Origin of the sequence: Enterobacter cloacae complex sp. P29RS (assembly GCF_014893445.1) — a bacterium.
Lineage (GTDB): Bacteria > Pseudomonadota > Gammaproteobacteria > Enterobacterales > Enterobacteriaceae > Enterobacter > Enterobacter intestinihominis.
The window spans coordinates 137,570-150,447 of sequence record NZ_JADBPZ010000005.1; the positions used below are offsets into that span (position 1 = coordinate 137,570).

13 protein-coding genes are annotated in these 12,878 nt (G+C 52.6%); 8 read left to right on the top strand and 5 right to left on the bottom strand.

Annotation, left to right across the window (positions count from 1 at the left end):
- Positions 1–66 precede the first annotated feature (66 nt).
- Positions 67–219, top strand: coding sequence for a Hok/Gef family protein (locus tag IM282_RS05650; RefSeq protein ID WP_048966484.1), 153 nt, complete (start codon positions 67–69; stop codon positions 217–219).
- A gap of 90 nt (positions 220–309) precedes the next feature.
- On the opposite strand, the gene leuD is transcribed toward IM282_RS05650, so the two are convergent.
- The 5 genes from leuD to leuL form a co-directional block, all read right to left on the bottom strand.
- Positions 310–915 carry a 3-isopropylmalate dehydratase small subunit gene (gene leuD, locus IM282_RS05655; protein ID WP_045622483.1) on the bottom strand — a complete coding sequence of 202 codons (606 nt, stop codon included), beginning with the start codon at positions 913–915 and terminating at the stop codon, positions 310–312.
- Between the two features lie 10 nt (positions 916–925).
- Positions 926–2,326, bottom strand: a complete 1,401-nt coding sequence (gene leuC / locus IM282_RS05660; RefSeq protein ID WP_022647033.1) for a 3-isopropylmalate dehydratase large subunit — start codon at positions 2,324–2,326, stop codon at positions 926–928.
- A 2-nt stretch (positions 2,327–2,328) separates the two neighbouring features.
- Positions 2,329–3,420 carry a 3-isopropylmalate dehydrogenase gene (gene leuB, locus IM282_RS05665; protein WP_023305434.1) on the bottom strand — a complete coding sequence of 364 codons (1,092 nt, stop codon included), beginning with the start codon at positions 3,418–3,420 and terminating at the stop codon, positions 2,329–2,331.
- The gene (gene leuA / locus IM282_RS05670; protein ID WP_022647035.1) at positions 3,420–4,991 is read right to left on the bottom strand and encodes a 2-isopropylmalate synthase; all 1,572 of its coding nucleotides are present in this window, start codon (positions 4,989–4,991) and stop codon (positions 3,420–3,422) included. The genes leuB and leuA overlap by 1 nt, the downstream gene beginning before the upstream one ends.
- A 91-nt stretch (positions 4,992–5,082) precedes the next feature.
- The gene (gene leuL, locus IM282_RS22005) at positions 5,083–5,169 is read right to left on the bottom strand and encodes a leu operon leader peptide (protein WP_057979999.1); all 87 of its coding nucleotides are present in this window, start codon (positions 5,167–5,169) and stop codon (positions 5,083–5,085) included.
- A gap of 627 nt (positions 5,170–5,796) precedes the next feature.
- Here leuL and leuO point away from each other — a divergent pair.
- From leuO to ftsL, 7 genes are all read left to right on the top strand, one after another.
- The gene (leuO, locus tag IM282_RS05680) at positions 5,797–6,741 is read left to right on the top strand and encodes a transcriptional regulator LeuO (protein ID WP_022647036.1); all 945 of its coding nucleotides are present in this window, start codon (positions 5,797–5,799) and stop codon (positions 6,739–6,741) included.
- A 376-nt stretch (positions 6,742–7,117) separates the two neighbouring features.
- Positions 7,118–8,842, top strand: coding sequence for an acetolactate synthase 3 large subunit (gene ilvI / locus IM282_RS05685; protein WP_038415330.1), 1,725 nt, complete (start codon positions 7,118–7,120; stop codon positions 8,840–8,842).
- Between the two features lies 1 nt (position 8,843).
- Positions 8,844–9,338 (top strand): acetolactate synthase small subunit, encoded by a 495-nt coding sequence (gene ilvN / locus IM282_RS05690; protein WP_001252742.1) that lies wholly within the window; start codon positions 8,844–8,846, stop codon positions 9,336–9,338.
- 176 nt (positions 9,339–9,514) lie between these two features.
- Complete coding sequence (gene cra / locus IM282_RS05695) at positions 9,515–10,519, top strand: catabolite repressor/activator (RefSeq protein ID WP_003856369.1); 1,005 nt, start codon at positions 9,515–9,517, stop codon at positions 10,517–10,519.
- Between the two features lie 591 nt (positions 10,520–11,110).
- Positions 11,111–11,569, top strand: coding sequence for a division/cell wall cluster transcriptional repressor MraZ (gene mraZ / locus IM282_RS05700; RefSeq protein ID WP_014830641.1), 459 nt, complete (start codon positions 11,111–11,113; stop codon positions 11,567–11,569).
- Positions 11,570–11,571: 2 nt separating this feature from the next.
- Complete coding sequence (gene rsmH / locus IM282_RS05705; RefSeq protein WP_003856366.1) at positions 11,572–12,513, top strand: 16S rRNA (cytosine(1402)-N(4))-methyltransferase RsmH; 942 nt, start codon at positions 11,572–11,574, stop codon at positions 12,511–12,513.
- Positions 12,510–12,875, top strand: coding sequence for a cell division protein FtsL (gene ftsL / locus IM282_RS05710; protein ID WP_003856363.1), 366 nt, complete (start codon positions 12,510–12,512; stop codon positions 12,873–12,875). Before rsmH ends, ftsL begins: the two co-directional genes overlap by 4 nt.
- Positions 12,876–12,878: the final 3 nt, after the last annotated feature.

Sequence of the window (12,878 nt, forward strand, 5' to 3'; positions counted from 1 at the left end):
ACCAACTTCACAACCAACATTGCGAGGTTAGTCTCTTCATTGCCGAAAAGCAATAAGGAGGCTGGAATGCCAAAACGTACTCTGCTGTTAGGTTTGTTTCTGATCCGTACGACGTTGTTGATCTTCACCTGGATGGTGCGTGACTCGCTGTGTGAGCTGCACTTCAGACAGGAGAAAACAGAGCTGGCGGCAGTGTTGGCTTACGAAGCAAAACGTTAGCGGTATTGGCGGGGTTTTTCCCCGCCTCTCCAGAGTGGTTACGCCTCAACGCACCCTTATCAATGGCCCGCGCCCTGCGGGCCATTGCCTTTAGCCCATAAACGCAGGCTGTTTTTTCTCGTAGGCGGAGATAGCCTCTTCGTGTTGCAGCGTCAGGCCAATGCTATCCAGACCGTTCAGCATGCAGTGGCGACGGAACGCATCAATGCTAAAGCTGTAGGTCTTGTCACCGGCTTTCACCACTTCTGCTTCCAGATCCACTTCAAACGACATCCCCGGATTTGCCTGCACCAGCGCAAACAGTTCATCGACCTGTTCGTCACTCAGCGTCACCGGCAGCAGCTGGTTGTTGAAGCTGTTGCCGTAGAAGATATCCGCGAAGCTTGGGGCGATAACCACTTTAAAACCGTAGTCGGTCAATGCCCATGGCGCGTGTTCACGCGACGATCCGCAGCCAAAGTTTTCCCGCGCCAGCAAAATGGAGGCGCCTTTGTATTGCGGAAAGTTCAGGACGAACTCCGGGTTCGGCACTTCGCCTTTATCGTCGAGGAAGCGCCAGTCGTTGAACAGATGCGCCCCAAAACCCGTGCGCGTCACTTTCTGCAAAAACTGTTTAGGAATGATCGCGTCAGTATCGACGTTAGCGGCGTCCAGCGGGACAACACGGCCCGTATGTTGGGTAAATTTCTCTGCCATGATTGTCTCCTTATTTCAGGCTGCGAATATCGGCGAAATGACCGGTGACTGCCGCAGCGGCGGCCATTGCCGGGCTGACCAGGTGGGTGCGCCCACCGCGGCCCTGACGGCCTTCAAAGTTACGGTTGCTGGTGGAGGCACAGCGCTCGCCCGGATTCAGGCGGTCGTTGTTCATCGCCAGACACATGGAGCAGCCGGGCAGGCGCCACTCGAAGCCTGCTTCGATAAAGATCTTATCCAGACCTTCCGCTTCCGCCTGGGCTTTCACCGGACCGGAGCCCGGCACAACCAGCGCCTGCACGCCCGGTGCCACTTTGCGGCCTTTTGCAATTTCTGCCGCAGCGCGTAAATCTTCGATACGGGAGTTAGTGCAGGAGCCGATGAACACTTTATCAATGCTCACGTCGGTCAGCGGTACGCCGGGTTTCAACCCCATGTAAGCCAGCGCCTTTTCCGCACTCGCGCGCTCGACCGGATCGGCGAAGGAAGCCGGGTCAGGAATGCTGTCGTTGACGGAAATGACCTGGCCCGGGTTGGTGCCCCAGGTGACTTGCGGGGCGATCTCTTCCGCCTGCAACGTCACAACGGTATCAAAAATTGCCCCCTCGTCCGTTTTCAGGGTTTTCCAGTACGCTACCGCGTCGTCAAAATCCTGTCCTTTCGGCGCATGAAGACGCCCCTTCACATAGTTGAAGGTGGTGTCGTCTGGGGCCACCAGGCCTGCTTTGGCACCCATCTCAATGGCCATGTTGCACAGGGTCATACGACCTTCCATGCTCAGCGCCTGGATAGCGTCGCCGCAGAACTCAACGACGTGACCGGTACCACCTGCACTGCCGGTTTTGCCGATAATCGCCAGCACGATATCTTTCGCGGTGATACCCGGCGCGGCTTTCCCCTTCACTTCAATCTTCATGGTTTTGGCGCGGCCCTGCTTCAGGGTCTGCGTCGCCAGAACGTGTTCCACTTCAGAGGTGCCAATCCCGAACGCCAGGGCGCCAAATGCGCCGTGCGTCGCGGTGTGGGAGTCGCCGCAGACAATGGTCATGCCCGGCAGAGTAATACCCTGTTCAGGTCCCATTACGTGGACGATGCCCTGATAGGGGTGGTTCAGATCGTACAGCTCCACGCCAAACTCGTTACAGTTCTTAATCAGCTCCTGCATCTGGATACGTGCCATCTCGCCAGATGCATTAATGTCTTTGGTCTGGGTGGAAACGTTGTGATCCATCGTGGCAAAGGTTTTACCCGGCTGACGCACCGGGCGCTTGTGCGCACGCAGGCCGTCAAATGCCTGAGGAGACGTCACTTCGTGTACCAGATGACGGTCGATGTACAACAGTGGGGTTTCGTCTGGCGTCTCGTAAACAACGTGCGCATCAAACAACTTCTCATATAACGTCTTAGCCATGATTACACCCCTTCAGCGACATAGCGGGCAATGATGTCGCCCATTTCATCGGTACTGACTGCCGCCGTGCCGCGTGCTAAATCACCGGTACGGACGCCTTCTTCTAACGCCCGGTTAATGGCGTTTTCAATTGCGGTTGCTGCATCGCCTGTATCCAGGCTGTAGCGCAGCAGCAGAGCCAGGGAGAGGATCTGCGCAATCGGGTTGGCGATGTTTTTGCCTGCGATATCCGGCGCGGAGCCCCCCGCCGGTTCGTACAGGCCAAAGCCTTCTTCGTTCAGGCTGGCGGAGGGCAGCATTCCCATGGAGCCAGTGATCATGGCGCATTCATCCGAGAGAATATCGCCGAACAGGTTGGAGCACAGCAACACGTCAAACTGAGACGGATCTTTGATCAGCTGCATCGTTGCGTTGTCGATATACATATGCGACAGCGCAACGTCCGGGTACTGCTTAGCGACTTCACTGACGATTTCGCGCCACAAAATGGAAGACTGGAGCACGTTCGCTTTATCAATAGAGGTCACTTTACGGCGGCGTTTGCGCGCTGACTCAAACGCGATATGGGCGATACGTTCAATTTCAAAACGGTGATAGACCTCGGTATCAAACGCTTTCTCATGCTGACCGCTGCCTTCGCGACCTTTTGGCTGACCGAAGTAGATGCCGCCGGTCAGCTCACGCACGCAGAGAATGTCGAAACCGTTGGCCGCGATATCCGCGCGCAGCGGGCAGAACTCTTCCAGCCCCGGGTACAGCTTCGCCGGACGCAGGTTGCTGAACAGTTTGAAATGTTTACGCAGCGGCAGCAGCGCACCGCGCTCCGGCTGCTCTGCTGGCGGCAAATGTTCCCACTTAGGGCCGCCCACGGAGCCAAACAGCACGGCATCGGCATTTTCACAGCCTTCCACAGTGGCTTTCGGCAATGGCGTACCGTGGTTATCAATCGCAATACCGCCCACATCGTAGTGGCTGGTGGTAATTTTCATCGCAAAACGCGAACGAACGGCTTCCAGTACTTTCAGCGCCTGTGCCATCACTTCCGGGCCAATACCGTCACCCGGCAACACAGCAATATGGTAATTCTTCGACATCACACGGTTTCCTTGTTGTTCTCTTTATTCTGAGCTTTGCGTTGCAACTCTTTTTCGACTTCGGCGGCGCGCCAGATGTTGTTCAGGACATGCACCATCGCTTTCGCGGAGGATTCGACGATATCTGTCGCCAGACCCACACCGTGGAAGCGGCGACCGTTATAATTGACGACGATATCCACCTGACCCAGGGCGTCTTTACCGTGCCCTTTAGCCGTCAGGTCGTATTTCACCAGCTCTACGTCGTACTCAGTGACGCGGTTAATCGCCTGGTAAATGGCATCCACAGGGCCGTTGCCGTTGGCGGCTTCCGCTTTAATTTCATCCCCGCAGGCCAGCTTAACGGAGGCGGTGGCGATGTCGCTTGAGCCGGACTGGACGTTGAAGTAGTCCAGACGGAAGTGCTCTGGCTCTTCCTGCTGTTTGTTGATGAATGCCAGCGCTTCCAGATCGTAATCGAACACCTGGCCCTTCTTGTCCGCCAGCTTCAGGAAGGCGTCGTACAGCTGATCCATGTTGTAATCGCTGTCCTTGTAGCCCATCTCTTCCATACGGTGCTTCACTGCCGCGCGACCAGAGCGTGAGGTCAGGTTCAACTGAACCTGGTTCAGACCGATGGATTCCGGAGTCATGATTTCGTAGTTTTCACGGTTCTTCAGCACCCCATCCTGGTGGATACCGGAAGAGTGAGCGAACGCGCCCGTACCGACAATCGCTTTGTTGGCTGGGATCGGCATGTTGCAAATCTGGCTGACGGTCTGGCTGGTGCGCCAGATTTCGTTGTGATTGATGCGTGTGTGCACGTCCATGATGTCTTTGCGCACTTTGATCGCCATGATCACTTCTTCCAGCGAACAGTTGCCTGCGCGTTCGCCGATGCCGTTCATCGCGCCTTCTACCTGACGCGCGCCGGCGTGCACCGCCGCGATAGCATTGCCAACGGCCAGACCCAGGTCATCGTGGGTGTGTACAGAGATAATGGCTTTATCAATATTTGGTACGCGGTCATACAGACCAGTAATGATGTTGGCAAACTCAAACGGCATGGTGTAGCCGACGGTATCCGGGATGTTGATGGTTCTGGCTCCGGCATTAATAGCGGCTTCCACTACACGGGCCAAATCGTCAATCGGCGTGCGGCCTGCATCTTCACAGGAAAATTCCACGTCGTCAGTGTAGTTACGCGCCCGTTTAACCATATACACCGCACGTTCGATCACTTCATCCAGCGTGCTGCGCAACTTGGTTGCAATGTGCATGGGGGAGGTGGCAATAAAAGTATGGATACGGAAAGCTTCTGCAACTTTCAGGGATTCCGCGGCCACATCGATATCTTTCTCAACGCAGCGAGCCAGAGCGCACACGCGGCTGTTTTTGATGGTGCGGGCGATGGTCTGCACTGACTCAAAATCACCCGGCGAGGAGACAGGAAAACCGACCTCCATTACGTCTACACCCATGCGTTCCAGGGCCAGCGCAATTTGCAGTTTTTCTTTAACACTCAGGCTCGCCTGTAATGCCTGTTCACCGTCACGTAAAGTAGTATCGAAAATAACGACTTGCTGGCTCATGGGTTAGGTCCTTGTCAGTCTTAGGGCGCCTTGCTACGAGCATAAAAAAACCCGCGCAGTGGCGCGGGTTTTTAGTTTTACTGAAGACGATTCAACGCTGAATTTCGCCCGCCAGTCTACCGCGCACAGTGGATGCGTTTAGTAGTAGTAGACCGGTGAAACGAAGGGTGCGAATCATGAATCCTGCTCCAGGTGAATGCGATATGCTTTTAGTGGTACTGGATACGCCGACTCATGTCAACCCCTCCCGGACAAAACGGAGACCCAGCGCAGGGAGAATACATTAGCTAATTGTGCTGGTTTTTGCGTGGCTAACCGATTTTATTGTCTATTATTGGACTGGGGATTCATCTCTGGAATAATTTGAATATAATTGGTAGCAATTGAACATACTATTTTCACCAACATGCTATGAAATGGAATGTGTTTCATATCATTGATTTATAAACTTCATGAATGATTTACGGGTAAGTAAGTTATCAAAGTTGATATCAATTTGTTAATGAATATGCGTTGTATACTATTAATAGTTTAATAACGCTTAAGTCATTATTAATGAGAGCGTTGATTGTGTATTTGTCTGGTTTATGGTTTCATGCTCACAATAAAGTTTGAGATATCTTTTGAACGATTTTTAACTCTTCATTTATGGGGTGCGTAAAGCCGCTCGGTGAATGGGGCTCTTTATATATTCCGAATTTTAAATAATTTCCTTTCGCTTGTTGTATATGCATGGTAAATCATATTTTTCGAAGTTATTACTGTACCTGGGCAAAGGGAATTTAGCGTGACGGTGGAGTCAGAAATGCCAGAAAATAATATTAACCAACCACAGACTTATGATGGGGTTAAGCCTCAGTTACGCACAGTGGATCTTAACTTGTTAACTGTATTCGATGCAGTGATGCAGGAGCAGAATATTACGCGAGCAGCGCAATCTCTGGGAATGTCTCAGCCTGCCGTGAGTAATGCCGTAGCCAGACTTAAGGTGATGTTTAACGACGAGTTATTCGTTCGTTATGGGAGGGGGATTCAGCCCACAGCGCGTGCATTCCAGCTATTCGGTTCGATTCGTCAGGCGCTACAGCTAGTTCAAAATGAACTTCCCGGTTCGGGCTTTGAACCCTTAAGCAGTGAGCGGGTTTTCCATCTCTGTGTTTGCAGTCCGTTAGATAATTATTTGACGTCTGTTATATATAATAAAGTTGAACAGATCGCCCCAAATATTCATCTCGTTTTTAAATCATCATTAAATCAAAACACTGAACACCAGCTTCGTTATCAGGAAACAGAGTTTGTTCTGGGATACGAAGAGTTCCGCCGTCCAGAGTTTGCCTGTGTTCCGTTGTTCAAAGACGAAATGGTGTTAGTCGCCAGTAAAAAACATCCCCGTATGAATTCGCCGCTGCGTGAAAGCGATGTTTACAGTGAGCAACACGCCGTTGTTGCTCTTGACAGATATGCCTCATTCAGTCAGCCGTGGTATGACACCGCCGATAAACAAGCCAGCGTGGCTTATCAGGGAATGGCCATGGTCAGTGTATTAAATGTCGTTTCTCAGACGCAGTTAGTCGCTATTGCGCCGCGCTGGCTTGCTGAAGAGTTCTCCGATTCACTTAATCTGCAAATTTTACCTCTGCCGCTCAAGCTTAATAGCCGTACCTGTTATCTTTCCTGGCATGAGGCTGCGGGTCGGGATAAAGGGCATCAGTGGATGGAAGAGCTGCTGATCAATATTTGCCGTCGCTAGGTTCTGGTGAATAAACCGCATGGCGTCATGCGGTTTATTCTGCGATTTTTAAAACTGGCGATATTATGTTCTGTGTTCGTTTTTTCAGTTACTTATGCATGCTCAAAAATAGATGATTTCCTGATCCATCCTCTTTTTAAGAGATGAATTATTATTGTCTCCACTCATACCAGACGAATTCACCATATTCGTGTCTGTCAGCTGTTTTTTCTGCTTTTATTGCTCATTCCCGCATCCCGTTTGCTAATTGCCTGCCTCATAACGAGCGGTTAAGGTATCCATCACTCTGCACATTATAAGATGGGTTTACCCTGTCAGAAGACGGCGCGGAAATGAATTCTGTAGACCGTCTATAACAAAAGCCTGGAGGCAAAGCATGGAGATGTTGTCTGGCGCGGAAATGGTCGTCCGATCGCTTATCGATCAGGGCGTGAAACAAGTGTTCGGCTATCCCGGAGGCGCGGTTCTCGATATTTATGACGCGCTGCACACGGTAGGCGGTATTGATCATGTTCTGGTTCGTCATGAACAGGCTGCTGTGCATATGGCTGACGGCCTGGCCCGCGCCACGGGCGAAGTGGGTGTTGTGCTGGTCACTTCCGGGCCGGGGGCGACCAATGCCATTACCGGCATAGCGACTGCGTATATGGACTCTATTCCACTGGTCATTCTTTCCGGACAGGTGGCGACGTCGCTGATTGGCTATGATGCGTTTCAGGAGTGCGACATGGTGGGGATCTCACGCCCCGTGGTGAAGCACAGCTTTCTGGTTAAACAAACTGAAGATATCCCGGGCGTACTGAAAAAAGCCTTCTGGCTGGCCGCCAGCGGTCGTCCTGGGCCAGTGGTTGTCGATCTGCCAAAAGATATTCTCAATCCGGCGAATAAACTGCCTTACCTTTGGCCTGAGTCGGTGAGCATGCGTTCGTATAATCCGACCACGCAAGGGCACAAAGGACAGATTAAACGTGCGCTTCAAACGCTGCTGTCTGCGAAAAAACCGGTGGTCTATGTGGGGGGCGGCGCCGTCAATGCAGCCTGCGAAACGCAACTACGCGAACTGATCGAGAGGCTCAATCTTCCTGTCGCGTCATCACTGATGGGGCTGGGGGCATTCCCTGCCACGCATCGGCAGGCGCTGGGCATGCTGGGTATGCACGGCACCTACGAAGCCAATATGACGATGCACAATTCTGACGTGATTTTTGCCGTCGGCGTGCGTTTTGACGATCGCACCACGAACAACCTGGCGAAATACTGCCCGAATGCGACGGTGCTGCACATTGATATCGATCCTACTTCTATCTCTAAAACGGTGCCGGCGGATGTGCCGATCGTGGGAGACGCACGACAGGTGCTGGATCAAATGTTGGATCTGCTGGCGCAGGAGACCGCCTCTCAACCGCTGGACGAGATCCGCGACTGGTGGCAACAAATCGAGCAATGGCGTGGCCGTCAGTGCCTTAAATACGACACGCAAAGTGAGAACATCAAACCGCAGGCGGTGATCGAGACGATCTGGCGTCTGACCAATGGCGATGCGTATGTCACTTCTGACGTGGGCCAGCATCAGATGTTTGCTGCGCTGTATTACCCGTTTGATAAACCGCGTCGCTGGATCAACTCAGGCGGGCTCGGCACGATGGGCTTTGGTTTGCCCGCCGCGCTGGGGGTAAAGCTGGCGTTGCCAAACGAAACGGTTATTTGCGTAACGGGTGACGGCAGTATACAGATGAATATTCAGGAACTTTCCACTGCGCTGCAATATGAACTGCCAGTGCTGGTGCTGAACCTGAATAACGGTTACCTCGGCATGGTAAAACAGTGGCAGGATATGATTTATTCGGGCCGTCACTCCCAGTCCTATATGAAATCACTTCCGGACTTTGTCCGTCTGGCTGAAGCCTATGGTCATATTGGCATGCGGGTAACCGATCCGTCAGAGCTGGAAGCGAAGCTCGGCGAAGCGCTTGAGCACGTTAAAAACAATCGCCTCGTCTTCATGGACGTTATCGTCGATGGCACAGAGCACGTTTATCCGATGCATATTCGTGGCGGTGGTATGGATGAAATGTGGTTAAGCAAAACGGAGAGAACCTGATATGCGCCGGATATTATCTGTATTACTGGAAAATGAGTCGGGCGCACTGTCGCGGGTTATTGGGCTTTTTGCCCAGCGCGGCTATAACATTGAAAGCCTGACCGTCGCACCGACCGATGACCCTACGCTCTCGCGCATGACGATCCAGACTGTCGGCGATGCGAAAGTGCTTGAGCAGATCGAAAAGCAATTGCACAAGCTGGTGGACGTACTGCGCGTCAGCGAGCTGGGGCAGGGGGCTTACGTCGAACGTGAAGTGATGCTGGTGAAAATTCAGGCCAGCGGTTACGGCCGTGAAGAGGTCAAGCGCAACACGGATATTTTCCGTGGGCAGATTATTGACGTCACGCCTTCTATATATACTGTCCAGCTTGCCGGAACGAGCGATAAGCTGGACGCTTTCCTGGCCTCTGTCAGGGATGTGGCAAAAATTGTTGAAGTTGCGCGCTCTGGCGTTGTTGGCCTCTCGCGCGGCGATAAAATCATGCGTGAGTAGCGCAATAGGTTCGCCTCTTTCAGCCCGGTAGCCAAAGCCGGGCTTTTTTTTGCGTAATCCGCCGACAACGCAGACAAAAGCGGTTGCCGTGAAGGCTATTCTGCGTTTAGATGTTAAAATATTTAACCATAACCTTGACAGGGCCATGGACTCTTTTCTTTTTTTGAGGGGCAATTGTGAAACTGGATGAAATCGCCCGGCTCGCCGGCGTGTCGAGAACCACGGCCAGCTATGTGATTAACGGTAAAGCAAAGCAGTATCGTGTCAGCGATAAGACCGTTGAGAAAGTGATGGCAGTCGTTCGTGAGCATAATTACCATCCGAATGCTGTCGCCGCAGGTTTACGTGCCGGGCGCACCCGCTCTATTGGCCTGGTGATCCCGGACCTGGAAAACACCAGCTATACCCGCATCGCCAACTATCTGGAACGTCAGGCTCGTCAGCGGGGCTATCAGCTGTTGATTGCCTGCTCCGAGGATCAGCCCGACAACGAGATGCGCTGCATTGAGCATCTGCTGCAACGTCAGGTTGATGCCATCATCGTGTCGACCTCTTTACCACCCGAGCATCCGTTCTATCAGCGCTGGGCGAACGATCCGTTCCCGATAGTGGCGCTGGATCGTGCGCTCGATCGTGAACATTTCACCAGCGTCGTGGGTGCCGATCAGGACGATGCAGAAATGCTGGCTGCCGAGCTGCGTACCTTCCCGGCTGAAACGGTGCTGTATCTTGGCGCTTTGCCTGAACTTTCGGTAAGCTTCCTGCGTGAACAAGGGTTCCGTACGGCATGGAAAGACGATCCGCGTGACGTTCATTATCTCTATGCCAACAGTTATGAGCGCGAAGCGGCTGCCCAGCTGTTCGAGAAATGGCTGGAAACGCACCCGATGCCGCAGGCGTTGTTTACCACCTCGTTTGCTCTGTTGCAGGGAGTGATGGACGTGACGTTACGTCGCGATGGCAAGCTGCCATCCGATCTGGCGATTGCTACCTTCGGTGATAACGAACTGCTCGACTTCCTGCAATGTCCAGTGCTGGCGGTGGCTCAGCGTCACCGCGACGTCGCCGAGCGCGTGCTGGAGATTGTTCTGGCAAGCCTGGATGAACCCCGCAAGCCGAAACCCGGGCTTACGCGTATCAAACGTAATCTCTATCGGCGCGGAATTTTGAGCCGCCATTAATATTTCCACAGGGGCGGTATAACTGCCCCTTTTGCGGCGAATTTATTGCGATAAATAATTCCCGGATAAAAATTAGGATTTATCTCTAAGATTCATAGCCTGCTATTTTTCTGAATCCATTTTGGTGTTAAAAAGCACAATTATAAATTTTTGACTGACATTTCTTTGTATTGTTTTGTTACAAACAGGCGCCAGCCGATGAATATTCAGCCATTTTTCACTCTCCCTCCAGGCCTCAATGCACACGAACGAATCCATATTGCCTCGGGATTAAACTGGTGCTGTTATCCCCCGGCGATATGCCTTAAAATGCTGCCCGCGTCGCAAACTGACACTTTATATTTCCCTGCGATGATATTGAGTGAGTCTTAACGCTCGTGTGCATATTCGGTTTTTTTCTTACAAATATTCATAACGTTAATTTTGCCTCGCCAGTTGTTTAGTTATTAGCCAGGTCACTCTTGCTCTGTAAATAGGATGCTTTCGGGTCCGTACAGAGAGAGTCCTGGCTTGACAAGCTTTTCCCTCGCTCCGTAAACTCCTTCAGGTGGGAATTTGTGGGTTAAAGTGGTGAGGAGGGGTGAGGCTGGCATGTTCCGTGGAGCAACGTTAGTCAATCTCGACAGCAAAGGGCGTTTATCGGTACCAACCCGATACCGTGACCAGCTGATTGAGAACGCTTCGGGTCAACTGGTTTGCACCATTGACATCAACTCCCCCTGCCTGCTGCTTTATCCTTTGCCTGAATGGGAAATCATTGAGCAAAAGCTGTCGCGACTGTCGAGCATGAACCCGCAGGAACGCCGCGTACAGCGGTTGTTATTGGGACATGCCAGTGAATGTCAGATGGATAGCGCCGGGCGATTATTGATTGCGCCTGTGTTGCGGCAACATGCCGGTCTGACTAAAGAAGTGATGCTGGTCGGGCAGTTCAACAAGTTTGAACTGTGGGACGAAACGACCTGGTATCAACAGGTCAAGGAAGATATCGACGCTGAGCAGTCTGATTCCGCAACATTATCGGAACGGCTGCAGGACTTGTCTCTATAAATATGATGGAAAATTATAAACATACAACGGTGCTGCTGGATGAGGCCGTTAACGGCCTGAATATTCGTCCAGATGGCATCTATATTGATGGCACTTTTGGTCGCGGTGGCCACTCGCGTTTGATCCTCTCTCAGCTTGGAGCGGAAGGGCGCCTGCTGGCAATTGACCGCGATCCGCAGGCGATTGCCGTTGCGCAAACCATCGATGACCCTCGCTTTTCCATCGTGCATGGACCTTTCTCTGCGCTTGCGGATTATGTCGCCGAGCGCGGCCTGACCGGCAAAATCGACGGGATCCTCCTCGATCTTGGCGTCTCTTCACCACAGCTTGATGATGCAGAACGCGGCTTCTCCTTTATGCGCGACGGTCCGCTGGATATGCGTATGGACCCCACCCGCGGCCAGTCTGCCGCCGAGTGGTTACAAACTGCTGACGAAGCGGATATTGCCTGGGTGATCAAAACCTTCGGCGAAGAACGCTTTGGCAAACGTATTGCGCGCGCCATCGTGGAGCGCAACCGCGTTGAGCCAATGACCCGTACCAAAGAGCTGGCAGAAGTCATCGCGGCGGCAACGCCAGTGAAGGACAAGCACAAACATCCTGCGACCCGTACCTTCCAGGCGGTTCGTATCTGGGTAAACAGTGAACTGGAGGAAATAGAGCTGGCGCTAAAAAGCTCGCTCGACGTGCTGGCCCCGGGTGGGCGGTTATCCATCATCAGCTTCCATTCGCTGGAAGATCGCATCGTTAAGCGCTTTATGCGTGAACAGAGCCGCGGTCCGCAGGTTCCAGCTGGGCTGCCGATGACGGAAGAACAACTCAGAAAGCTGGGAGGCCGTCAGTTGCGAGCATTAGGCAAGTTGATGCCGGGCGAAGAAGAGGTGGCAGAGAATCCACGTGCCCGTAGTTCAGTGCTGCGTATTGCAGAGAGGACGAACGCATGATCAGCAGAGTGACAGAGACCCTAAGCAAAGTTAAGGGATCGTTAGGAAGCAACGAGCGCCATGCCTTGCCTGGCGTGATCGGCGACGATCTTTTGCGGTTTGGGAAGCTGCCACTCTGCTTGTTCATTTGCATCATTGTGACGGCAGTCATGGTGGTAACCACCGCTCACCATACCCGTTTGTTAACTGCGCAGCGCGAACAGATGGTACTGGAACGCGATGCGCTGGATATTGAATGGCGAAATCTGATCCTTGAAGAAAACGCGCTCGGCGATCACAGCCGGGTTGAACGGATCGCAACGGAAAAACTGCAATTACAGCATGTTGATCCTTCGCAGGAAAATATCGTAGTACAAAAATAAGGG

Coding starts and splice junctions, on each gene's coding strand:
- leuC (WP_022647033.1), bottom strand. CDS start 2,326: ATGGCTAAGACGTTATATGAGAAGTTGTTTGATGCGCACGTTGTTTAC.
- rsmH (WP_003856366.1), top strand. CDS start 11,572: ATGATGGAAAATTATAAACATACAACGGTGCTGCTGGATGAGGCCGTT.
- leuL (WP_057979999.1), bottom strand. CDS start 5,169: ATGATTCGCACCCTTCGTTTCACCGGTCTACTACTACTAAACGCATCC.
- leuA (WP_022647035.1), bottom strand. CDS start 4,991: ATGAGCCAGCAAGTCGTTATTTTCGATACTACTTTACGTGACGGTGAA.
- mraZ (WP_014830641.1), top strand. CDS start 11,111: ATGTTCCGTGGAGCAACGTTAGTCAATCTCGACAGCAAAGGGCGTTTA.
- leuB (WP_023305434.1), bottom strand. CDS start 3,420: ATGTCGAAGAATTACCATATTGCTGTGTTGCCGGGTGACGGTATTGGC.
- ilvI (WP_038415330.1), top strand. CDS start 7,118: ATGGAGATGTTGTCTGGCGCGGAAATGGTCGTCCGATCGCTTATCGAT.
- ilvN (WP_001252742.1), top strand. CDS start 8,844: ATGCGCCGGATATTATCTGTATTACTGGAAAATGAGTCGGGCGCACTG.
- leuD (WP_045622483.1), bottom strand. CDS start 915: ATGGCAGAGAAATTTACCCAACATACGGGCCGTGTTGTCCCGCTGGAC.
- ftsL (WP_003856363.1), top strand. CDS start 12,510: ATGATCAGCAGAGTGACAGAGACCCTAAGCAAAGTTAAGGGATCGTTA.
- leuO (WP_022647036.1), top strand. CDS start 5,797: ATGCCAGAAAATAATATTAACCAACCACAGACTTATGATGGGGTTAAG.
- IM282_RS05650 (WP_048966484.1), top strand. CDS start 67: ATGCCAAAACGTACTCTGCTGTTAGGTTTGTTTCTGATCCGTACGACG.